General features: G+C 54.5%; 16 protein-coding genes and 1 pseudogene. 6 read left to right on the plus strand and 11 right to left on the minus strand.

Annotation, left to right across the window (positions count from 1 at the left end):
• The 6 genes and pseudogenes from GRX31_RS30790 to GRX31_RS12715 all read left to right on the plus strand — a co-directional run.
• A pseudogene (locus tag GRX31_RS30790) lies at nucleotides 1-690 on the plus strand (hypothetical protein); the annotation flags it as partial.
• Nucleotide 691: 1 nt separating this feature from the next.
• Nucleotides 692-1,702 carry an ATPase, T2SS/T4P/T4SS family gene (locus GRX31_RS12695; protein WP_160852985.1) on the plus strand — a complete coding sequence of 337 codons (1,011 nt, stop codon included), beginning with the start codon at nucleotides 692-694 and terminating at the stop codon, nucleotides 1,700-1,702.
• Nucleotides 1,703-1,715: 13 nt separating this feature from the next.
• Nucleotides 1,716-2,153: a hypothetical protein gene (locus tag GRX31_RS12700; RefSeq protein WP_160852987.1), complete on the plus strand. Its 438-nt coding sequence runs from the start codon at nucleotides 1,716-1,718 to the stop codon at nucleotides 2,151-2,153.
• Between the two features lie 10 nt (nucleotides 2,154-2,163).
• Entirely contained in the window at nucleotides 2,164-2,871 is a 708-nt protein-coding gene (locus GRX31_RS12705) for a hypothetical protein (protein ID WP_160852989.1), read from the plus strand.
• Between the two features lie 8 nt (nucleotides 2,872-2,879).
• A complete protein-coding gene (locus tag GRX31_RS12710) occupies nucleotides 2,880-4,121 on the plus strand; it encodes a type IV pilus twitching motility protein PilT (RefSeq protein WP_160852991.1) in 1,242 nt (413 codons plus the stop codon).
• A 247-nt stretch (nucleotides 4,122-4,368) separates the two neighbouring features.
• Nucleotides 4,369-7,020 (plus strand): excinuclease ABC subunit UvrA, encoded by a 2,652-nt coding sequence (locus GRX31_RS12715; protein ID WP_160852993.1) that lies wholly within the window; start codon nucleotides 4,369-4,371, stop codon nucleotides 7,018-7,020.
• A 302-nt stretch (nucleotides 7,021-7,322) separates the two neighbouring features.
• Here GRX31_RS12715 and GRX31_RS12720 read toward each other — a convergent pair whose 3' ends face one another.
• The 11 genes from GRX31_RS12720 to GRX31_RS12770 all read right to left on the minus strand — a co-directional run bounded on the left by GRX31_RS12720 (nucleotide 7,323) and on the right by GRX31_RS12770 (nucleotide 22,996).
• On the minus strand, nucleotides 7,323-7,730 hold the full coding sequence (locus GRX31_RS12720; protein WP_202396569.1) for a DUF6527 family protein: 408 nt from the start codon (nucleotides 7,728-7,730) through the stop codon (nucleotides 7,323-7,325).
• 62 nt (nucleotides 7,731-7,792) lie between these two features.
• On the minus strand, nucleotides 7,793-8,974 hold the full coding sequence (locus GRX31_RS12725) for a ThiF family adenylyltransferase (protein ID WP_160852995.1): 1,182 nt from the start codon (nucleotides 8,972-8,974) through the stop codon (nucleotides 7,793-7,795).
• Nucleotides 8,949-9,698 (minus strand): multiubiquitin domain-containing protein, encoded by a 750-nt coding sequence (locus GRX31_RS12730; RefSeq protein ID WP_160852997.1) that lies wholly within the window; start codon nucleotides 9,696-9,698, stop codon nucleotides 8,949-8,951. Before GRX31_RS12730 ends, GRX31_RS12725 begins: the two co-directional genes overlap by 26 nt.
• Before the next feature lie 84 nt (nucleotides 9,699-9,782).
• Nucleotides 9,783-13,169: a UvrD-helicase domain-containing protein gene (locus tag GRX31_RS12735; protein WP_160852999.1), complete on the minus strand. Its 3,387-nt coding sequence runs from the start codon at nucleotides 13,167-13,169 to the stop codon at nucleotides 9,783-9,785.
• 2 nt (nucleotides 13,170-13,171) lie between these two features.
• Nucleotides 13,172-13,690 carry a hypothetical protein gene (locus GRX31_RS12740; protein ID WP_237426669.1) on the minus strand — a complete coding sequence of 173 codons (519 nt, stop codon included), beginning with the start codon at nucleotides 13,688-13,690 and terminating at the stop codon, nucleotides 13,172-13,174.
• A 50-nt stretch (nucleotides 13,691-13,740) separates the two neighbouring features.
• Nucleotides 13,741-14,517, minus strand: coding sequence for an RNA polymerase sigma factor (locus tag GRX31_RS12745; protein WP_160853003.1), 777 nt, complete (start codon nucleotides 14,515-14,517; stop codon nucleotides 13,741-13,743).
• Nucleotides 14,518-14,808: 291 nt separating this feature from the next.
• Entirely contained in the window at nucleotides 14,809-15,432 is a 624-nt protein-coding gene (locus GRX31_RS12750) for a tyrosine-type recombinase/integrase (protein ID WP_160853005.1), read from the minus strand.
• A gap of 245 nt (nucleotides 15,433-15,677) precedes the next feature.
• Nucleotides 15,678-16,640: an IS481 family transposase gene (locus GRX31_RS12755; protein WP_160853007.1), complete on the minus strand. Its 963-nt coding sequence runs from the start codon at nucleotides 16,638-16,640 to the stop codon at nucleotides 15,678-15,680.
• A gap of 80 nt (nucleotides 16,641-16,720) precedes the next feature.
• Complete coding sequence (locus tag GRX31_RS12760; RefSeq protein WP_160853009.1) at nucleotides 16,721-19,687, minus strand: hypothetical protein; 2,967 nt, start codon at nucleotides 19,685-19,687, stop codon at nucleotides 16,721-16,723.
• Between the two features lie 170 nt (nucleotides 19,688-19,857).
• On the minus strand, nucleotides 19,858-21,297 hold the full coding sequence (locus tag GRX31_RS12765) for a UvrD-helicase domain-containing protein (RefSeq protein WP_160853011.1): 1,440 nt from the start codon (nucleotides 21,295-21,297) through the stop codon (nucleotides 19,858-19,860).
• Entirely contained in the window at nucleotides 21,290-22,996 is a 1,707-nt protein-coding gene (locus GRX31_RS12770; protein ID WP_160853013.1) for an AAA family ATPase, read from the minus strand. The genes GRX31_RS12765 and GRX31_RS12770 overlap by 8 nt, the downstream gene beginning before the upstream one ends.
• Between the last annotated feature and the right edge of the window lie 8 nt (nucleotides 22,997-23,004).

The raw sequence follows: 23,004 nt of genomic DNA on the forward strand, positions 1-23,004 counted from the left end.
GGCTGGCGCGGCGGTGGAGCTGGCTCCAGCTATGCCCCTGGTCAAGGCGGCAGTGCGACGCCAGGTGCAGGCGGCGGCGGGGCAAATCCTGGCACTTCCGGCAGCGGACACAACGGCGGGGTCAGCACCTATCCAGATGGGAGCAGCGCACCCATTGGTGATACCACGCGCAGCCCGGCATTTTGGCAAAGGCCCATTCATCAGTGGGCAGATGGAACGCCGGAATCAATGCGTCCTGCAAAGTGGTGGATGTATCTGGATGCACGAATTCCTGCGACACCCACACGCTCGGGATCTAATGGTCTTTCATTTCCGCTGGAGGTGAATGCAGAGGCTAACGACAGCATGGTTCCCGGATTTGGTGGCGCTTGGGGACGAGCGGGATCTCCTGCCCCGCGCACCACTTGGGGCGGCAGCTGGGGCTATGAAGAAAGACTTAATGGCACGCCTGTTCAAGCTTCAAACGACCAGCTGACAGTACCAAAATGTGGGGGGTACAACTGCTCTTTCACAACAAACTACTACCAACTCTCGCATGTGGGAAATTATGCAGACCCAACGGAATTTCAACTGACTCGAAAGCCGACTCTCAGATCGTATGAGTACGGGAGTGACTACGAAGAAAAATCCAATTTGCCCGGACAAGTCGTTTTTATGTATAGCGCCGTAGAGTGCAGTCTCCTGAAATAAAATGAACATCGACGCCGTCACCGCAACAGACCTGAGCAGCCTCATTGAAGGTATTTCCGACTTGGGCGTATGTCTCACTGCACCTGAAAAAAGCATTCAATTTCCGGGCCCCCTGCATCTCGATCCCCTGCTTCGAGACTACGCTATCAGTCTCGCAAAGTGTTTCAAGGAGCTGAACCTTGAGGACGGCACTGTTTCGTTCCAAGGGAATAATTGGCGCGGTCACTTGGACTCAAGTGTTGTGGACGGCACTTGGATTCGCTTCCGTAAAATGCAATCGAGTGCGCCCACACTGGAGAGCTTACCCACCAAGCTCTCTGAAGCGTCACAGCGATTCCTTCTTGACCAACGACATTCATCAGGGGGGCTCATACTCATCAGTGGTCCAACAGGCAGTGGTAAAAGCACTACGGCTGCCGCCACTGTCGTATCCAGACTGATTGAATTCAGTGGATATGCTCACACAGTTGAAGAGCCCGTAGAACACCCGCTCAATGGCTGGCATGGACAAGGATATTGCACCCAAACCCAAGTGAAAGAGAACGGAAGCGGCTGCTGGGAAAAGGCACTTCAGGGAGTTTTGCGATCGCAAGCCGTTGGCACTCCATCCATGCTATTTATTGGCGAGATTCGTGAAGACGGAGCAGCAAGAGAGGCCTTGCGCGCAGCAGGAAACGGGTTCCTCGTCATTACGACAAGCTTTGCATCTGATGTCGCTACAGCCGTCCAAAGTTTCAGTGACAGAATTGAGAAGGGACAGATAGAGATGTTTTCTCAATTGCTACGCGGTCTATTGTTTCAGCGCCTTGAAAACAAGCTTCTGCAAGTTCAGCTATTAGAGAAAACATTGGTCGTACAGCAGCGTATTTCTCAAGGAAACTACTCAGGCATTAATGAAGAGGCACAACGACAGGCCAATGCCCGACTGTATGCATCTGCACCTCCAACGATTACAGCAGTTTCAGGCGGTAGAACAGTCACTGGCTCCATCGGCGGTTTTCGTTTACCTTGACTGCGAGTGATGAATGTGGATATTCGTATACATTGCGTTCTTTTTGGCTGCAATACTCAGCTATGCGTCATCGCAGGGTGATTCCGGCGCCACAGAAATAAAGATAAGCGCGAGTGAAGAAATAAAGCAGTACAAAGCATTCATGACCGCTGCTGATCATTATTTTTCTGATAGTGACAGAATCGCTATGAAGAGACTTTACTGGCGAGACATCAAGGTGAGCGCCCCTTCTGGCATGAACACAGCTGATATGCGCTCTTCCTGGTATGTGATCAAAGGCGAAGACGGTGCGTGGTCTGCTTGTACTGACATCAGCGAGGAAGCCATGGCAAACATTGCTCAACTGTTTCCCGACGCAGAATCAGGGCCGAAGATTCAAAAAAGAGAGAATTACTATGCCGTCGGAAATCAAGAAATCGCAGAGTCCGCCACTTTACTGTGCAGTATGTAGGAAAGACAAAATGAAAAACCAACACAGAGGTGTAGCGTTGATCGAGATAGCTGTTGGATTGACGCTGCTTTCAATCATTCTGCTGGCAAGTTTTAGCCTATTATCAAAGGGCAACGAAGTAACTAAGGCAAAGTCCATATCGAGCGACTGGACGCAATTCGCAATAGCTGCTGATGCACATTTCAACTCCAACAGAACGGCTTACATAGCAGCCATGACGGACGGAACAGATGCGGACAAGCTATGCAAGGTCAATGTGAACAGTGCGACCGGAGAAGGTGGAACCGTCACATATGATCCAACATTGCATAGGTGCGCTATTGATAGCAGCATGCTGAAATTCCATGCAGCCTTGCCAGCGACCACAGGTGATCTGAATCCTTATAGGGAGCGGTGGGTTGCCATATTCAAGCTGGTGTACGACCGGGACGACCCACCCAAGCCGACTGGTGGTGTAGAGAGCTTTATCGTCTCTGCGACGGTCGATGGATCGGCCCCTGTCGTCTTGGCTGATCCCAAGCTGTATGACAGCGCCTTGACCGCATCGGGATACACGCAAGGTAATGGAGGAGTTGTACCAGATGCAGATCGGTCCACCTGTATCGCATCGCGTGCGCAGAATCGTTATGAATCTTGTGGTGCGGGTTGGAAAATCAATTTACCTGACTTCCTTACATCGGCTGAGGTCCAGGCATTCGCAAATAGGTTGAGCAAATAGGCGAAAATATGCAACAAAATTCTTTTGTCGAGCTGGATAGCTTCACAGACCTGATCAACAAGATTTTCAATACGAATGATTCTGCCCTGTACACTGATGTGTATATTCAGCCCGAACAGCCTGTCAGATTGAGAATTACCAGCAATCAATGGGCCGACTTTGAAATAACCAGCGATGGTGCAGCACCTCGAAAGCTTATCTACACCGCTGGCGATCTCAACAAACTGATCACCAATCTCTTTTCCAAAAGGGAACAGACTCCGCAATCGGGGGGGAAATGGAATGATCTGCTTGAGAAGAACAACGGATGTCTTCATCCGATGATTACCCTTGATGCTCCAGGAAAAACCGAAGGCGAGGTAATACCATTTCGCGTTAGGTGCACGCTGCAACAGCAAGATATGGGGGGAATCGGTTTGATGCTGCGGTGTCTGCGTCCGGTAGCGGAGACGTTGAGCGAACTGGGTCTTCCGGAGACACTCTCCAGTATATGCAATGCACGCAGTGGCCTGGTTCTGGTAACTGGCCGCACTGGTGCAGGAAAGAGCACAAGCATTGCAGCGATGCTCAACCAGATCAATAAGCAACGATCATCCAATATCGTCATCATCGAAGAGCCCATAGAATTCATCTACAAAGCTCGGATGTCGCGGTTTACCTACCGAGAGGTGGGAAACGATGTAGACAGTTATGCCAACGCAGTTGAACAAGCGCTACGGTATGTTCCAGACGTCCTGAGCATCGGCGAAATCCGTGACGCAGAGACTATGAAGGCTGCCGTGCGCGCCGGTGAATCGGGTCACCTGGTGTTCGGCACTATCCACGCCGCCAATGCCATGGGCGCAATCCGAAAAGCGCTAGGCTTTCTTGATATGCAGGGCGAAAAACTGTCTTTTGCGACAAATGTAGTAGGAGTTTTGGCTCAAGCCTTGCTGCCAACCATTAATTCTCACGCGAAATCGCTCGCTTTTGAAATAATGGATTTCACGGCCAAGCAAAACGGTGTGACTTTGTTGGCTGAAACTGTTGAGAAAATGCTGTCGCCACAAAGCGATGGTACGGAACTGCAAAATTTTGAGAAAGATTTTTTAAGTCAACAACGGCGAATAGGCGTGGGAAGCTCCCCTTATGTACAAAGTCTCAAATACCTGTTGAAACACAAAAAAATAGATCTTTCAAGCGGATTGTCACTGATTCATGACTCGACAAGTATAAAGGAGTTGAGGGACATAGCTAGCCAAACCAATTAGTTCAAGGCTCATTAAAATTCCATAAGGACGATTTACTGGAGTATTTTTGGAAATTAATTTATTATTTAGACTCCACTTTCTAAGAAGTTATTTCATACTTCTCGGAAAGCTCGGCTATCTGGGCTGCTGCCGATTTCGATGACACCCTCCCGGTGGAACCGCTGCGGCCCAAGCCTAAGCTCGGCCAAAAGCAAGACTGCGTTCACCTCTCGGCACATCGCTACCGCGAGAACTACAGGACAAGAACATGCCAAACAATTATTTCGGTGAATCTTCCTGCACCGCCGCGGCCAGCGGGCTCGTGCAGGTGCGCGGTGCGCGCGAGAATAACCTCAAAGAGGTGGACGTCTCCATCCCGCGTAACACGCTGGTGGTGTTCTCGGGAGTCTCCGGCTCCGGCAAGTCCTCGCTGGCCTTCGGCACGATCTATGCCGAAGCCCAGCGACGCTATTTCGAGTCAGTGGCCCCCTATGCGCGGCGACTGATCGACCAGGCCGGAGTACCGGACGTCGATGCGATCGATGGCCTGCCACCGGCAGTCGCGCTGCAGCAGCAGCGGGGCTCCAGCAACGCACGCTCCTCCGTGGGGAGCGTGACCACCCTGTCCAGCCTGGTGCGGATGCTGTATTCGCGCGCCGGAGCCTATCCGGCCGGCCAGCCGATGCTGTACGCCGAGGATTTTTCGCCCAACACGCCGCAGGGAGCGTGCCCAACGTGCCACGGCCTAGGCCATGTGTACGAGGTGACCGAGGCCATCATGGTGCCTGACCCCTCCCTGAGCATTCGCGAGCGGGCAATCGCCTCCTGGCCACCCGCCTGGCAAGGCCAGAACCTGCGCGACATCCTGGTCAGCATGGGCTACGACGTTGACCGACCGTGGAAGGACCTGCCGAAGAAGGACCGCGACTGGATTCTGTTCACCGAGGAAACACCCACGGCGCCGGTGTACGCAGGCTTCACGCCTGCCGAAACCCGCGCCGCGCTCAAACGGAAGATGGAGCCAAGCTACATGGGCACTTTCACCGGCGCCCGGCGGTATGTACTGCACACCTTTGCCAATACCCAGAGCGCGCTGATGAGAAAGCGCGTGTCCCGCTTTATGGAGGGCAAGCCGTGTCCCACATGCCAGGGAAAGCGGCTCAAGCCCGAAGCGCTGTCGGTCACCTTTGCCGGAGTGGACATCGGCGCGTTCATGCAAATGCCGCTGGACCACTTGGCGACCCTGCTCGAACCCATCGCCCAGGGCGATTTCCGCGCCCATGCGGCGGGCGCGGGTACGGACAAGGAAGCGACCCGGCGCGACCGTGCCGAACGCGCTGCCTCCGGCCGTGCCGTCCATGAGGTATCGCCCGATGTGCGCCGCACGTCGGCGTTGTCGCAAGAAAAGCGGCTCGCCGCGCAGCGCCTGGCCGGTGGCGTGATGGCACGCCTGCGCCAACTGCGCGGGCTGGGCCTGGGATACCTGACGTTGGACCGCGCCACGCCGACACTTTCGGCTGGCGAGTTGCAACGCCTGCGGCTGGCCACGCAATTGAGTTCGCTGCTGTTCGGCGTCGTGTACGTGCTTGACGAGCCTTCGGCGGGGCTGCATCCCTCCGACAGCCAGGCCCTGTACAACGCACTCGATCGGCTGCGCGACGCCGGCAACTCGGTGTTCGTGGTGGAGCACGACTTGGACCTGATGCGACGCGCGCAATGGCTGGTGGATGTCGGGCCGGATGCCGGTGAGCGTGGCGGGCGGGTGCTCTACAGCGGCGAGCCGGATGGCTTGCGCAAGATTGCCGAATCGCGCACCGCGCGCTATCTGTTCGACGAGATCCCCGCGCCCGGGAGTCGGGAGCGTGAGGCGTCCGGCTGGCTGGAACTGCTGGGCATCCACCGCCACAACCTACATGGCGTGGATGCACGCATTCCGCTGGGCGTGCTGACAGCCGTTACCGGCATCTCAGGCTCCGGCAAATCCAGCCTCGTCGCGCAGGCCCTGCCGGAGTTGATGTTGCTGCACCTGGGCCACGAACCTGAAGATGATTCGGCCGAAAGCACCACCAGCGAAGGACCGGCAGTGATCGAAGCGACCGGCGGTCATCTAGCGGGCGACGTTAACGCGATACATCGCCTGGTACAGGTGGACCAGAAGCCGATCGGGCGCACTCCGCGGTCGAACCTGGCGACCTACACCGGCCTGTTCGACCATGTGCGCAAGCTGTTCGCCGCCACGCCCGATGCACGGCGCCGCCGCTACGATGCCGGGCGCTTCTCGTTCAACGTCGCCAAGGGGCGCTGCGAAACCTGTGAGGGCGAGGGCTTCGTTAGCGTGGAACTGCTGTTCATGCCAAGCGTGTACGCCCCGTGTCCGACCTGCCATGGAGCACGCTATAACGAGGCCACGCTGAAGGTGCAATGGAACGGGCGCAACATCGCCGAAGTGCTGCAGATGACCGTGGACGAAGCCCGCGAATTCTTCGCGGGTGAAGAGGCGGTGGCGAGGCCACTGCAACTGCTGCGCGATATCGGCCTGGGCTATCTGCGTCTGGGACAACCGGCCACTGAGCTTTCCGGTGGCGAGGCGCAGCGCATTAAGCTGGCGACCGAACTTCAGCGCAGCCAACGCGGACGCAGCCTGTACGTGCTCGACGAGCCGACCACCGGGCTGCATGCCTCGGATGTCGACCGGCTGCTCGTGCAGTTGCAGCGCCTTGTCGACGCCGGCAATACCGTGGTGATGATCGAGCACGACATGCGCGCGGTTACCCAGGCCGATTGGGTGATCGACGTGGGACCCGGCGCGGGGGAGGCCGGAGGCAGCATCGTGGTGGCGGGCTCCCCTCGGCAGGTGGCGGGGGCGTCGGGCAGCCGAACCGCACCGTTCCTTGCACAGGTTTTGGCACGGGGTGAGTAGCCCGGCTTCCAGCGGCTGGAGACTGTCGCAATTTTGGCGAGCGCCAAATCAAGCCACATGGAGGGACGTCTGAACTGCATGATCTATACGCTGTACTGCAGTTCGGGCGCGCCGATCGGGGCGTAAGCGTCCTGCGGACATTTTTCCTGGAAGGCCCATAGACGCATCGTCTCAGCCAACGTCTGGTTTGCAGCGATTGCAGTCAGTGATCATTTCCAGACATGTTCACGCGCATGCCAGGAAGCAGTCGCTGACCGCCGCGTATTCCGGCGATGTTGCGAGCGTTGATGAGTGCATTGAAGTCAATGGCCAAGCCAAGTCTTGAACCGAGACCAAAAATTTTGGGGGCGTGGCTCCCATTCTTGATAGGCCACTTTGGGCTCTGGTGCTAGTACGGTCAACTGTCGAATCGCCGAGCGCATCTCGCCGCTGCCACCGTAGTGTGATGCTTTGGCCTTCTTGTCACGACGTCGCTCCGCTTCAACCTGCGCGTCTGACCAGGGGCCTGCCTCCAGCACGCGATTGCGCTGGATCACATAGTGCGACCGGCACTTCTGGTTCCAGTTGCCCACGGAGGGGAAAAGCGAAATGGATTCGCCGTCGAAGGTCATGCGCCAGTCGGTCGGTGTGAACGGCGTCACCACGCGGTCGCCGCAGCCGCAGCAGCACGAGTGCACCGCTGTTGCGTACTCCATCGAGACGTACAGCACTCCTGGCTCCAGTTCACGTGGCACGTTCCGAACGAATCGGTGCTCCAGGGCGTGGTGCCGCATCACGATTGGTCTCCGTTCAGCAGCATGCCGCCGTCCGTGGTGTAAGTGCAGTGGTGCTCCTGCTCCAGGTCTCGGTAGAAGCCGCGCAGCTTCTTCCACTTCATCACGGCCAAGCACGCGTTCAGAGCATTCAGGTCGGCCACCTGGATGTTGGACGCATACAGGTCCTGGCCACCACCACCAGCGAAGGAGATGCGACCCTGGTGGACGTGTTCGCGCTTCTCAGGCGTGCTCGTTGTGACGCGCAGGATGCCCCCGAGGCTGCCGTTTGTAAGTTCCAGGCCCATACCGACGTCGATGAAGGGAACGCCCAGCGCCTCAAGCTTGGTCACGACGGCGCGCTTCTCCTCGCCGGCATCCATGCTGAGGAACGCAAAGGTGATGCCGTCTAGCAGACCGAGCGTCTCCGTCTTCATCTTCACAGGGTGTGCCTCGATGAAGCGGTGCATGCGCCCGTAGATGCTCTTCAGGTAGTGCACCTTCATCGGAGCATCCCGCAGCTCCTCCAGGGTCGGTGCGCCAGGTGCACGGAAGGCGTTGTGCGACAGGAAGACATCGGGGTCGAACAGGCGAATTTGCTTGACGGGGGTCTTTGCCACAAAGTCGAGGATGTAGCCACCGGTGCCGCCTAGGCCGATGATGGCCACGACCTCCTGTCCCAGCTTGGCGACCAGCGCGCCAATCCCAACGCGGCTGGAAGCCGTGTCGAGGTAGTTGAAAACGCTAGCCTCGTCTTCCTCGTCGCCTCCGCGGAAAACGCGCGGGCTAAGGCCCTTCTGTAGCACCGCAGCCGGCCCGGACACGATGGTCGCATAGGTCGACATCTTGGCGTAGTAGTCCGGGTAGCCCTGATCGCTCGGCTTGCTGGAGAAGGTGAACCGTGCCTTGAGCCCGTGGCCAAGGTCGGTGTTCGGCTCGGCATGCGAGATGCCCTGCAAGCGCGTCCCGTCGGCATTGCATGGGAAGTCGCCATCCCAGTTCATGACGTGCGTTTCGGGCTTGCGGGTGCGGTCGCCAGCCAAGTCAAGGGCCGACGACAGCGTGCCGAGGCGAACCTGGCGCTGGGCATCGACGTAGGGCACCTCCCGCATCACCAGGAGGCTCCCCTGGATGCGCATGAAGTAACCCTCCGAACGAAGGCGCGCCAGGTCGGGATTAAGACTGAACAGTGCGCGTGACATTGAAGATGGTTCCTTTCCTCTTGACTTCGACCGAGCCGCCCTCGCCGAGCTCGCCGGCGTGGGGGAGCGAGGCCGCATTGCGGTAGGTCATCGAGAACTTCACATTGGTCTCGCCGGCCGCGTTCGGGTAGTACAGCTTGACTACTTGCTCGAAGGTGACGTGCTTGTCCGGCACAGTCTTCTCTTCAGAATTGACCAAGATGACGTAGCCCGTGTCCGGCTTAGGTGCGGTGATGAAGCGCTCGATGCCCGGTGCGTCGAGGTTGATGCGGTCGTCCGGGTCGATCATGCGGTCTTCACCGCCACGAACCTCCACGAACACGGCCTCATCCGGCGACGTGTCCGCGAGGTCGTACAGGACGCTACCCAGCATGTCGGCGCGACCCCAGGCCAACTGGCGGTCGTTCAGCGTGAACTTGAAGTCGCGGTCGGACTTGAACGCGATGAAGCGCTCAGCGCCCTTGCCGCGCAGATCGAAAGTCTCGTCGAGACGGACGTCCTCGAATTCACCCGTGTCCAGGTAGGCGAACAGGATGTAGTCGTTGCGGTGGTCCAGGCCTGCGCTGGCCAGGATTTGCCGGCCTGTGGGAACCGGGTCCGGCACGTCGATGTGGCGGAAGGTCAGGCCTTCCAAGCCAAAGCGGATACGGTAGGCGGCAGCCTCCCGCAGAGGACGGTCCTCACGGATCGCGTCGCCAACGTCGTCAAAATCAGGATGTTTCATAAGGTCCTTGCGGTTGCTGTAGCGAGGTTTTTCTCGCCTACAACCCTCGAATCGGACCTACCGGACATCGCCGGTCAACTTTTTTCAGAAATTTTTCGAGAGCGTGCCTGGTGGCACGGCGCCGCACACGAAGAAAGCTGGGCAGTTAGGACAGATAGCGTCCGATGGCTCGGTCTTGAACTGGCCGGCTCGGATGCCACGGAAGATGTCCGCCAGCTTGTCCTGGCGGTTACTCAGTTCCCTGGGGGTGAGAGTCAACGGCTTGGATTCAGCGTCTGCCAAGTAGACGAGCTCGACACTGGCATCGGGGAATGCCGCCCTGGAGGCCAGCACGAAGGCTGCTGCTCCAACGTCCTTCCCGTCACCACTGGACGCGTGACCCGTCTTCACCCTGCGCAAGGTTCTGACGCCGTTTCGCACCAAGACTTCGTCTGGGGTGACTTCTACCTCGTAGTCGCCGAACGAGACGGGGAGCGCTGTTGGTGCCTCTATAACTGCGCCCGCTCTGGAATCCAGGAAATATTGAAGCATCGTCGTTGCCATCGCCCGGAAGTCGTCGACGTAGCCGTGTTCATGCAGACCGTGGGTGACAAATGCCATCGAGAGCAGCTCATCGAGTTTTCCTGTCGGTGCCCCCCCTTGCGCCGCGAGGGCGCGGTAGACCTCGCGCACCGCCTCGTGCATCTGCATGAACGAGTTCGTCCGACGACGACCGCCCACCTGCAGCAGGTGCGTGTACAGAAACCGTCGGGCGCAAGACTCGTAGAGTCCGACTGCGTCGGAACTGAAGCGCGGCGTACCGGAGAAGACGACAGGAATGATCGCCTCGTCCGGAGCAGGAGGCATGACGGTCGACGGCGTCACCGGGCACGAATCGACTGGCCCGATCCGCTCTAGGAACGGCGATAGCGCTCTGGCGCGCCCGGTCGCGGTCGCGGTAGCACCGTAGAACGCCAGGCGATTCTTTGCACGGGACATGGCGACGAAGAACAGACATTCCTGCTCTTCGTTATGGGCTGCCCGTGCCACCTCGTCAGCGTTCCCTTTTCCGCCGATGAACATGCCCGCTGGTGGCGGGCACCTTGAGGTCCGCAGAGAGCCAGGAATCGAGTCCTTGTTGACGCCGGCGATGTGGACAACCGGGAACTCAAGCCCCTTCGAACCGTGGATAGTCATCAGGCGGACTGCGTCGACCCCCTGGGCAGCCGCAGGTAGCTGCCTCAGGTCTCTGTCATCCCTCAGACGCAGCAGCCGCCTTATGCGGTCAGACAGTCGCTGGATCGGGAGTCCTTGAGCGTTAGGTTGCACTCGAACGAAGTTCATGAACTGCCATATTGCGATGCCTTGGGCCTGCTCCGGTACGCTGGTCGACGCTGCGATGCGTGCTGCTTGCCTGGTTCGGTCCAACAGCAGCGTCGCTAGAACGGTCCAAGGCTGCGATGTTGCGTCGAAACCAGCAAGGGCCGCATGGAGCGCAGCCAGTGCCGCTTGCCCCGCTGGCGTTACCTCGATCGGGGCATCAAGCCGCCATGCGCCTAGCTCCGCGTTGGTTCCCCGAAGATGCTCAAGGACCCGGACTGCGTCTTCCAAGCCCATCGTGAACTCCGGCCAGCAAGCGGTCCGGATCAGCCCCATCGCGCGGCGGTCGACAAGGAGCGTCAGCATGGCGACAAGGTCCTTCACTTCCGGCCGCTCGAAAAGGCTCCCCAGGAAAAGCACCGGAATGCCTGCGCGCTCGAGTTCCCGTCCGATATCAGACAGTCGGTCATTCCCGCGACACAGGACGGCTTGGTCGCGATACTGGTATCCCTCTGCGCGGAGCTCTTCAATGCCATCAGCGATGGCCGATGTAAGCAAGGGCGTGGTGCCCACCGTGATGACCTCGGGCAGCTTTCCACCAGGGCCTCGATCCGCTTCGAGCGCCTTCTCGCTGCCGGCGACAGACATGCCCGTCGCGAACGTCGAAAAGGCATGGACCACTTCCGAGGTGGAGCGGTAGTTGAGCTTCAGGCTGTCGCGCACAGCGCCAGGGAAATCTTCTCGTCCGAAGCGGGACATGTTGAACGACGAGGCACCGCGGAACCGGTAGATGGATTGCTTGGCATCTCCTACCACCCACAGGTTGAGGCCCGTTGGCTTCAGCGCCGCCAGAAGCCGTACGCTGCTGCGGTTCACATCCTGGTACTCGTCAACCAGGATGTGGTCGTAGTCGCTCTGAAGCTGAGCTCGAACTGCATCATCGCTCTCCAGCAGCAGCACCGGGCGCATGACCAGGTCACCGAAGTCCAGGCATTGAGAAACGGCTTTCAGTTCCTCGTAGCGCGCATAGACCTTGGCGACCTCTGCTGCCTTCTCTGCAGCTTCCACCGCGCCCGGGTCGGTTGCCGCCGCATGCATAGCTGCGGCCAACACCTGATACCCAGCGGCATCAACAACCTCATCCTTTGCGCGTGACACCGCAGTCAAGATTTCAGCCGCTGTCTGCGATGGATCGTAGAGGTTGCGGTAATGGGTCAGGCCGAGTCGTGGAAACTCGTTCTCAAGAAGCTCCACGGCCTCGGCTCGATCCAACAGGCGAGGATCGGCCGGTAGGCCGCACCGGTCATTGAATCGCCGTAGGATGTCCAGGCCGAAGCTGTGGAAGGTACCGATGCAGAGTGCTGCCGCGTCCTTCGGCCGCTTCAACGCGATCCGCTCGATCATCTCTCCAGCGGCCTTATTCGAGAAGGTAAGGAGAAGGATGCGTCGTGGGTCCACGCCTTCGTCCAGCAAGCTTTCAACACGTGCAACGAGTGTGCGGGTCTTCCCCGTTCCCGGCCCAGCCTGTAGTAGGAATGCCGCGCCCCGATGCCGAGCCGCATCACGCTGTTTGTCGTTGAGAGGAATTTCAACGGGGTCGGCTTCAGCGGCGACCGGAACGGCTGGCAGGAGCAGCGCATCGAGCATCTGCTGAGCGACGACTTCGAATGGAGCACCTAGACGTCCTGCAATGTCAGAACAGGTTTGGCCCTGAACAACATGCAGGTCAACGATCCGGGACCTCGGTAGCAGAAGTTCCCTGGCGAAGAGGTCCATTTGGACTTCTCGACGTTGTCGGCGGCTATAGTCGATGACCCGATCCATCCCGATAGGAGCAGCTTCCGAGGTGCGGGCTGGGTCAATCTGCGCAGCTGTCTCGTGCGCCTTTTCTCCATCGCCTAGTACGGCGTGCCCGATTTCGTGCGCAACCAGGAAGGCTTGATCGAAAGGTGAGCCTTCGCGCTCATGGAGGATGAGGGGAAGTTCAGGATCAAAGGAGGCTCGGCCGCCATCGAGCATCGCGGCGCCGGGAGCGCAGGTCTCGACGGTTATGCCGAGGTCGTTCGCGATGCCAACAGAGAATTCGTACGGAGACCAGGGGTTGTCCCCGCGCTGGAGGGCCTCATCATGTAGTCGCCGAGCGTGCTGCCGAGCCAGCTCTATCGGGTCCATGACTACTCCTCGCGAAATAGGTTCGAAATGCTCTGTTCGTCGACGCCTGCGTCTTGCAAGACTCTCTCGAACGACACTTTCTCAGGGGCGACAGGTTTTACGGCCGACTTCCTAGCACGAGCCAGCGAAGCCTCAGGAGGAAGAGCGAGGTATGAGAGCAGTGTCTCGGTTGATGTCTGCAGCGCCTCAGCCATTTTCGCCAGAACGCGGCGGGGTAAAGTGGCGACCTCTATACGGCGCTCTCGGAACGCAAGGCCAACCTGCACAGGTAAGGACAGTACTTTGATGGCGTCGGCAAACGTCTTTGCTGGGGCAACCTGCAGAGTCTGAAGCGTTGCCAGGGTCTCTTGAAGACGCTCCATGCCTGCCGCGACGAGGTCGAATTCGGCAGCACCAGGGGGAACGTCGTCGTCAAACTCGCGAGTCATCTCCATGGAGAGGTCTATCAAGGCCGAGGAATACTCGGGGTACTGGGCGAGGTATCGCTGCAGAACTCCGTCGTCTCCTGACTCAAATTCCATGGCGAACGCCCTCAGGACATCGTCTGCGGTGATTTGTGGCCGATTAGCCATCACTTCCTCCCCTTGCGCTCAAGGCGCAGCTTCAGAGACACAAAGGCCTTGTCACGATGCGTGCGGACGGTCTTCTCCGATCTTCCCAGGACTTTGCTGATGGACTCGACCGAGGGGTCGTTGGACTCAATGGGAATGTCTTGCCGCCACATCACGACGATCCTCCTTTGGAACTCAGGTAGGCTGTCAATCGCCTCATCAAGGAGGAGCCGGTAATCTTTTTTGTCGAGTTCGTTGGCGTCGAACGGATCGTAGTCTCCGACGGCTGACTCGACCTGGACGGAGACCTCGCCATCCTCTGTCTCAATTTCAGTAGTCCGGTTCTCGTGCTTCCAGTGGCGATCGTTCGCGTCCCGACGATCCGCCGCGACCGCGCTGTTGAAGTTGACTTCGTAGTAGTCGAGGCGATCGTCGTACTGGTTCCGGTCGCTGAGTAGCAGGTCAATGAAGTGATCGCGTACGGCCTCGCGGATGTTGATCTTGGTCATCGAGACCGTTTTGCCGTCGGCGTTGGCTGCTGAGGGAACTCGGCGAGCCACGCGGAGTAGAAGTTTCTCGGTCAATTTCTCGCGATGAGCGCCGGAAGCCGCATTGCGCACAAAATATAGCAACGCTTCAGCGGAAACGTATTCGGGATCACTGACCTGCCATATGTCAGCACGACGCTCCAGTTCTGCGGCGCTGATCCCAGTGAGAGCTTGAATCTCGCTCTCGACCTTTTCTCGCCTGAAGTAAGGCGTACCGTCGAGCTTGCGTTTACGAAGAGGACGTGTCACGACTACTCCTCAGCTTGGGGAATGAAGGGCGCCTATTCGGCCACTGCGTCAAACTGTAACATAGTGATCGAGATGCACTTCGCATCGCGCGGTACGCCAAAGTTATCAGTCCAATGAAGCGGCTCGCCCGCCGCTGTTTTGAGAGCCCCCTAATTGTGGCCATCCACTCGCACAACAAGTCTGCAGCGGCCGACTACTCCTGGTCGCGATCTCCAGGTCGCCCGGTGCCAGCTAGCCGCCGTTCAGAGCGGCCGAACCAAGCTTGCGCCCGTGCGGCTATCACTGAGCACCTCAGATTTCTGTCTGCTCTGAAATTTCTAGGGCGTCATCAACCTCGATGCCCAGGTATCTCACTGTCGACTCGAGCTTGGAGTGTCCTAGAAGTAGTTGAACCGCCCTGAGATTTTTGGTGCGCCGGTAAATCAGCGTTGCCTTTGTTCTGCGTACAGAGTGCGTGCCGTACTCCGCACGGTCCAGGCCGAGCTCCTCGACCCAATGTCCCAGGATCCGAGCGTACTGTCGGGTGCCCAAATGAGGCGACTCGTGCAGTCGGCTGGGGAACAGGAAGTCCTCGGACTTCAGGCGCGCCTGCTTGATCCAAACCTGCAATACGTCCCGCGTCGCTTGAGTGATTTCGAACTGGACCGGTCGCCGTGTCTTCTGCTGCATGATGATGGCGCGCGTCGCTACCTGATCGCCATGGCACACGTCCCGAACCTTGAGAGCGACGAGGTCACAGCCGCGCAGCTTGCTGTCAATGCCGAGGTTGAACAAGGCGAGTTCACGAACCCTGCCGTCCATTTGGAGCCGAACGCGTAGCGCCCAAATGTCCTTAAGTTTGAAGGGCACCTTTTGGCCGACGAGCTTGCCTTTGTTCCATGGCTCGCGATGAATGAAGTTGCCTGTGGTTCCCATGATGGTCTCCCATCGAGTAAAGAACACTACAGGATGCACTTCTCAACGGACCGAAGTCGCCGCGTTGCCGGCGCTCCACACCGGCAACGCGGGAATTTTCGACGTCGGCTGATTTCCGTGCATGTGAAATGTCGGTCTCGGCCAGAAGCGGTCAGCCGCGATGCCCCTTCTGGCCGGCTGCTTCAGGCTTCAGCCGCCGGTCGGCCGCCCTCCCATGAATGACGGCTGCTAGGAAGAGGGGACACTTACATGTTCAGTCCCACAGTGAGATGGTGCGGATGAAGTCTAAAGCGGCTTGGATCTTTTTCCCATGCCTCGCAAATCGCCCGGAATGGTGTCTTCCACCTGAGCGCCTTCAAGTGCTTGCCGAAGTTATAGCTTTGAACGAAGGCCTGGACATGCTCCCGTAGCTGCTCCAGCCCCTCGTACTCGTAGGCCTTGATCGTGGATTCCTTGATGGGCCGATTCATGCGCTCGACCATTCCGCTTGTCCAGGGGTGGTACGGCTTGGTATGCCTTTTCTCGACGCCATTGAACTTGCAGATGCGCTCGAAGATGTGACCGATGCATGTGTCAGTGACGCCGCCTCTGAAGCGTTCTTGTCCCGTAAAGGCCATGCCGTTGTCCGTCAATACGGTATGTATGCGGTACGGGAAGGCCACAAGCACCTGCCGAAGGAACTGTGCTGCATTGGCTTTTGTGGCCCTGTCAAAGAACGCGACATGCGTGAATTTTGTGACGCGGTCTATGGCAACAAACATGTGCTGTTTGCCGCTGGAGATCTTCATTTCGGCGCTGTCGATGTGCACGAAGCCCAGCGTCGTTTCTTCAAACTTTCCGTGCCTTCGTGGCAGGTGCGTTGCGGGTTGTCGGCTGATTCCGTGACGCTGCAGGCATCGATGCAAGGCGCTGCGGCTGAGCTTGGGTGCTGTCTCCAGGAGTTGCCCCATGAGATCGTCCAGCGACAGATGCCCTTGCTTGCGCAACGCAATCGCCAAGTGTTCTTGCTCTTGGGAAAGATGCTGGCTTGCTCTGCCCCGAGGACCCATGGGCTCATCGAGCACCGAGGTGCGCGCACGCCACTTGGCCACGGTCTTGGGGTTGATGCCGTAGAGCTGGGCCAAGGACCGATGGGAACCGGTCGCTAGCTGGAGCTCTGCGCGGATACGCGGCGTTGTGCGGGCGCTGCCATGCAGGCGGATTGCCATAGTGCTTTCTCCTGTTCCAGGCTGAAGAATGCACCATGACTTCCCGGGACCGTACATCTTAGGTGCAACTTGCCCACAGCTTAATTAAACATGGCAGCTACACGTTCAAACTCAAGCACAGATTTTCCACCTTGCTCGAATATATTAACAATCGTCTTATAAGGATCAGAAACCTTATATTGCCTTAGAGTCGGCTTCTTAGGGTCTTTATAGTCAATAATCACCTTATTCTTCAAAAGAACTGGCAATAGTTTACCTGTGTAAATCCGAGCACGAACATCATCTTGCTTCTTGGGATAAAAATTCCCTTGATCATGAAACAGTTTGAAAAATTGAGTGAGCTTATCTTTTAGCTCAGCCTGCTCGTCTATGACCTCTCTTTCTCTTTTTGAAATATGATGTGCGATATCTGAAACGTCGCAGCTTGAATCAAATGTATTTTTATGTATCTTTATCCTGACTCCTGCACCCGGCTCCAAATCTATAAATGAAGATGATAAAAACCTCGTTTTCTCATCGATAGAGCAGTCCCAAAAATGCTCATAACCCTCAAAATGAGATGAGCGTATCGTCATCCCTCGAAAATCAAATATTGGCTTTGCTCGCGCAGAACTATTTAATCCAAAAACATAAACACCGTCCAGTGAATTTTCCTTTAAATGTAAATCTTTCAATATTTTGGTATTAACTTCTGAGTCAAAGATATTTTTCTGCCTCCACTGCATTGTAAGCCACAAAGCTAGAATGGCTGAAATTGCTCCCTGCAGTATAGATTTATCGATCGACGCTTCATCTGTCAATCTTTTTTTGAGCTCATCAACTGTCTCTACAGCCATTAGCTCAAAATCATCATCCAATATTATTCTTTCAGATATAGAGCGACTAAAATCATTATCAAATCCAACATAGGAATTCAAGATTTCTATAACTCTAACATCTAACAATTCGATCTTGTAATTGATAAAATATCTAACTAAATATAATGCCTTAAAGTAATCGTAGAAAAAATCATACCTGAAATATAGTTTATTATCTGTACATGATAAAAGCGGATGTCCTGTTAGCTTCTCCACAAATTCATCACTAATCTGAATAGAAGTAGATCTTTCAAACGCAGCTTTCACATCATATAAACTTATATACCCAGATTTCGATAATGAAAAATCAATCAGAAAATTTATTTGCGTATCTATATCATAGTTACTGAGTTTTTTGATTTCTCGACCACACACACTTCCAACTAAAAAGTCATTCGAGTTTTTTAGATTGAGTATCTTACTGCGAGTAACTAACTGTACCTCTTCGTCCCCGAATTCTTCCTCGTGCTTAATTAAATAGACAATTAGATCCAAAATGTAGGGAACATATATTGCTTCGTCACTTGTGTCATCTGAAACCAACTTCAATGCTAGCTTCTGAGCCATCACCATTGCTTTGTTGACCTTGAAGCGATTATTCTTGAATGCTTGAACAAAAAAATCGTCAGCCAATTTTTCATTGAACGGTAGTAGCGTAATTTCATTAACTACATGACCTGGATCAACTTCTCGCCAAAAATTATCGCGGCAAGTTACAAGGATTTTCCCTCGCTCCATATTGTCTGAATAGCTTCCAACGATAGATGAAATGAACGCAGCAATATCAAATTTGGAGCCAAGCTTAGCAATTACTTCATCAATACCATCTAAAACTATAATTAGGCTACCGTTGTCAACAGACAATTTCAGAAGATCCTTGCTAAAACTCTTAGTGGCAAATTCTTCACGTTGATTCTGAGCAGAATAAAAATCATAGAGATCATCTATCTTCTTCTCAGATCTGGCAGCTCGTGTTAAGCCATCAATAATCTCATTTGAATCGATAAACATTAATCCTATAGTTTCATCTATTTTATTAATATTATCTAAAAACTGCTTAACCAAAGTTGTTTTCCCAATGCCTCCATATCCTTTTACAATCATCAAGGGCGATGAAGAACAAGCATACCATCTGTCCAAAACCTTGAGCGCCGAATTTTCCCCTTCTATTACCTCCGCTGTGAAGCTCTCCACAAATACTGGCAAGTTGTACCGTTCAAAATCTCCTATAAAGTCTCCATACAAAAAATTCAAACCAAACTCTTCGATAAAATAAACATGTTTACTTTTAAAAACCTGAGCAATATTTTCTTTTCTTTTGTCCTTATCCTTTATCGAAGGAGAATCGGTCAAAATTATTAGCGGAAGTTTTGGATCGAAATAGTCATTTTTTTTAATAAACGCGTTAGTTTTACCTTGACTAGTACGTTCGTGAAGATAAAGAAAGTGCTTAGACCCCCCCAGCGCCTCACTAATTTTAAAAAGCTCGAATACAATGTCTGCCTTCCAATCTCTTACGACTATTGGATAGCCAACATCAATTGACCAACTGGAGTTTTTTTCGATATACAGTTGGACTGTCTTGGAGATGCTTCGATCTTTTTCTTTAATCACCCCACTATTTTTTAAAACCATCTGAGAGTTGTAAAATTCAAATTGCTTATTTAGCTCTTCTATTTCTCTTGGATCGGCAATACGAATAGAGTCGCTGTCTTGCCCTTTTCTGACGAGAACAGCTCCGGCATCTAGTGTTCTGGTTTTAGTCATCAATTCAGACTTCAGCAAAACAAGACGACGAGGGGATGGTATTTTGAATACTAAAATATTTTTTCCACCTATTTCAACTGCATCGACTTCAAGATCGAGTGGTGGATAGTTAATTAGATTTTCTAAGCGATTTATTATCTTTTGCCTAAAACCACGAAGATCACTGATAATAGGAATCTGTTTCAAATCAATATTGAATATATTTCTGGTCTTTTCACAGAATCCGAATATCAAATATCTTTCATGGCCAACGTAATCAACATAAGCATTACATAGACTCACGATATCTTTATAAAATTCACCCCATTTTGAACCAAGATTACTTGTATCGGCATCTGATGACCAATACCATTCGCGCTTAAACTCCAATATTGGGGATTCATCTTGCTCAAGAAGGCTCTCTATAAAAGCGGAATCAATCATATTAACCCTTTATTAATTGAAATTAAAATCAAAAAAGTAATTTTTAGAAGTTTGACTAAAAAAGCGATTTGCGAACACTACTCTTCACCAGGCGGATGAAGCTTCTGGTACGCTCTTAAAGTTACTGCCGTTTGTCGCAGGCGATATTTGGAGTCTGATTCCAATTCCTGCTACCTCGCGGGCAAGTGTCGCGTAGAACCAATGATCGTCAAGGACTTAGATCCACGGGTCATGGCGACATACAGATCCTTGGCGCCCAATGCGTCAGCATCAAGAATGACTACATGGTCGTACTCCAACCCCTTCACCAGCAGCGTTGTGCCAATGAGCTTGGGGTGGGTTATCGGCCTCCCCGTGTACCTCATGTCGCGCTGATATTTATTCGCAGCTTCTGTCAAATCTGCTTCCACCCCATCAATGTGAATCTTCAGCACGTTAAGGAAGCGATACAGCAGATCACGACGGTAAGGTGACGTTTCAGGGTTGGCCTTCAACGCCAAGAAGAAATCTCTAAGGTGAGCGCTTGTGGGGCCGTTCAGATAGGCATTGGCGGCATGCAGGACCAACGGGTACTTGGTAGCCTTGCTCTGCTTTGCGACCTCGCCCTTCTGAGTCCCTGCAGTCAGTGCCTTTCCAACCCCTGTGAAGCACATCTTGGAAAAATCTAAAGCCAAGAGGAAACCTTGCTGGATTGTCTTGGCTGCAACCAGTTTCTTGATGAACAAGTGAAGGTCTTTGCCTTCAACCTCTTCAATGGAAGAGAAATTGCCACCCGTAGTTCTTGCCAACAAATGGGTCTTGTTCTTGGACTGCTGGTCGCCGCCATGAAGGGCAATCACACTCTCCTGATGACCCAGCAAACGCATCAGTGAGGAGTACTGCTTTGACGCCAATAACTCTGGGGTGGTGTGATTGAGTATCACACAGGCAGGGAGGTCGTCTGAAAGATCGATCTTCTGCCCCTGTTCCAGTGTCTCCCTCGCCTTCTTGAGCCAAGCTCCAAGATTCGGATCGCCAGCCGTATTCCAGCGCCACGGAATGTTCAGTTGCCCCAGACAAGTGAAGCTCGGATAGACACTTACCGTCCAATCAACAGGTTTGCCTTCTTCACCACCAAAGTCAAAGATGGCCTGCATAGGATCGCCTAGAATTCGGCAAGGCATGAACTCAGCTAAGACACAGACAAGGGTGTGCTGCAGATCGGAGCAGTCTTGGTACTCGTCTACATACACGCCGGCATAGGTTGCAGCGACAACGCGACGAACGAACTGCTTGGCAAGCAACCCTGAACAGCATTCGTAGAGCTTGTTCCACTGCTTGCTTGTGGGGTGCTCTGCCTTCCACCCAGAAGTTTTCGGGTAGGCCAGGCAGAGGCGAAGTGACCAGCTCGCAATTGTGTCAATCTGGTACTTGGAAGCAGGCACACCAAGAGCGGCCATTTTAGTCTTGATGGAGTTCACACCTGCGAAGGTGTGAGTCAGGATGAGCTGCCTTTTGGTGGCCGCTTTCACTGCCATGGCGATGAGGTGCGTTTTGCCGTAGCCGGCCGGAGCGATCACATACCCTTTGGTAGTGAAGTCATTGAGCTTGAGGGCTAATTCCTCAGACATGCTCAGCCCAATTCCAAAGCGCCTCCAGTTTGACTGCCAAATCCTTCTTTAAAAAAGCAGCCTCGTTAAACGTATGGCTCACCACCTTGAACCACTGATCGCCCCGTGTTGTATCCTTGAACCAGCCGGCCTTTTTCGCGGCAGATCCAATAGCGTTTCGCAGCTTCGCACTTTCAGTCCATTTCTCAAGATCTTGGTCAATTTCATCCTGAACTCTGGAGCGCACTTGGTCATACACCGGGTAACCCAATTCATTTTGGGCAAGCTTTAAGCTGACCAAGACGCTCTCCCAAGGCAGATCTTGAAATGCTCGCTCCTCCAAGGAGTACTTGTCGCTCCAAACATGCACGGGGACACCAAGCATTATGAGTTCCGCTACATCAGCAGTCGAAAACTGATCTTCAGCGTCTGCATCCGCGAGCACTGAAACGTCATAGCAGAGCGACTTGAACGCCTTTGCCAAATCCTTGATCTTGCTAGCGCCCCTCGCGTCCAGAAGGGCAACGCCGTGATACGACAGCGGGTCCTTGCCCTTTTCGACCTGGTGATCATCAAACCCTCGCACGAACCCAACTTCGGTCGCCCCCTCGCAGACCACTACCTTCTTCGCCAAGAATGCTTCTGTGCTGGATCGAATCTTTCCCTGCACCTCAAACTCTTCCAGACCGTCCTCCGATGCGGAAGTGATCTGCACAACCCCACCCTTGCTATGCACGACGTATAGCTCCTTGACGGTGAGTTCCCGCAGGACTGTAGGTGAGTGCGTAGTGAGGAAGTATTGGCCTCGTTTGTCATCTCGGATATGCTTGATAAGACGGGTGATCCGGTGCGGCTCCAAGCCAAACTCCACCTCGTCAAACAACGTGATGTGTCCTTCTTCTAAACCCATCTTTTGAATGCCGCACAACAGCATTCGCCTCGACCCAAGGCCCAACTGACGAAGAGGGATTTCACCATCATGGAGTGCCAACCCACCCACTTTCAGATTGATGGAAGCCAGATCGAGGTGAGCCTTGTAGGCGCCTGACACCGGCACCCCCAAAAGCTTTGCAATCTCCTGTGACTTCTCAGCCGCCGCATCAAAATTCTTGAGAGAGACAGCCCGATCACCCTCCAAAGAGGCCTTGGCCGTTCGGGAAGCATTTGCCAGCAGTTCGGTTAGACTCTGGGCTTCAGTGAGCTTCGCCAACGCCGTGCCGGTAGCCCAAGAAAGCTGCTTCTCGCTGTAGGCTCCGATTAGGCCGACACTGACCTTGTTCCTGTCGCTTTGCTTAAATGGAACACCGTCAGGGTGCCGATCACAGACAACCACCCACTTGGGCTCAAGATCTTTATCCACCGTGAGCCGCACGGTCAGAACACTCTCGTGATGGTCTTCAGGTTCGTCAGTGAGCTTCAGCGCGGCAGCATCCCAGCCCCGAACATACTGACCATACTTGTCCAAGGAGCAGAACACTTCGCTCAAGGCCCCGATGGTGACTTCAATGATGATTGAATCTGCGACATTGCACTGGTGAAAGTCAGAGTCGCTGATGGTCAGGTTCCACTGCGGATGGAAGGCATATCTGATAGCGTCTAAGATTGTGGACTTGCAAGAATCACCTTTGCCTATCAAGCAAAAGATGTCTGCGTTGGGAAGACACCAGTCAAGTTCTTTCAAGCCTCGAAAGTTCTTGATTTTTATTTTTCTGATCTTCACAGAGCCAC

Origin of the sequence: Delftia sp. CH05 (assembly GCF_009827015.1) — a bacterium.
Lineage (GTDB): Bacteria > Pseudomonadota > Gammaproteobacteria > Burkholderiales > Burkholderiaceae_C > Comamonas > Comamonas tsuruhatensis.

Excerpts from the sequence above, each read along its gene's own strand:
- GRX31_RS12750 (WP_160853005.1), bottom strand. The coding sequence starts at position 15,432 with ATGGGAACCACAGGCAACTTCATTCATCGCGAGCCATGGAACAAAGGC.
- GRX31_RS12765 (WP_160853011.1), bottom strand. The coding sequence starts at position 21,297 with ATGTCTGAGGAATTAGCCCTCAAGCTCAATGACTTCACTACCAAAGGG.
- GRX31_RS12715 (WP_160852993.1), top strand. The coding sequence starts at position 4,369 with ATGCCAAACAATTATTTCGGTGAATCTTCCTGCACCGCCGCGGCCAGC.
- GRX31_RS12760 (WP_160853009.1), bottom strand. The coding sequence starts at position 19,687 with ATGATTGATTCCGCTTTTATAGAGAGCCTTCTTGAGCAAGATGAATCC.
- GRX31_RS12710 (WP_160852991.1), top strand. The coding sequence starts at position 2,880 with ATGCAACAAAATTCTTTTGTCGAGCTGGATAGCTTCACAGACCTGATC.
- GRX31_RS12730 (WP_160852997.1), bottom strand. The coding sequence starts at position 9,698 with ATGAAACATCCTGATTTTGACGACGTTGGCGACGCGATCCGTGAGGAC.
- GRX31_RS12700 (WP_160852987.1), top strand. The coding sequence starts at position 1,716 with ATGTGGATATTCGTATACATTGCGTTCTTTTTGGCTGCAATACTCAGC.
- GRX31_RS12740 (WP_237426669.1), bottom strand. The coding sequence starts at position 13,690 with ATGGAATTTGAGTCAGGAGACGACGGAGTTCTGCAGCGATACCTCGCC.
- GRX31_RS12735 (WP_160852999.1), bottom strand. The coding sequence starts at position 13,169 with ATGGACCCGATAGAGCTGGCTCGGCAGCACGCTCGGCGACTACATGAT.
- GRX31_RS12725 (WP_160852995.1), bottom strand. The coding sequence starts at position 8,974 with ATGTCACGCGCACTGTTCAGTCTTAATCCCGACCTGGCGCGCCTTCGT.
- GRX31_RS12755 (WP_160853007.1), bottom strand. The coding sequence starts at position 16,640 with ATGGCAATCCGCCTGCATGGCAGCGCCCGCACAACGCCGCGTATCCGC.
- GRX31_RS12705 (WP_160852989.1), top strand. The coding sequence starts at position 2,164 with ATGAAAAACCAACACAGAGGTGTAGCGTTGATCGAGATAGCTGTTGGA.
- GRX31_RS12695 (WP_160852985.1), top strand. The coding sequence starts at position 692 with ATGAACATCGACGCCGTCACCGCAACAGACCTGAGCAGCCTCATTGAA.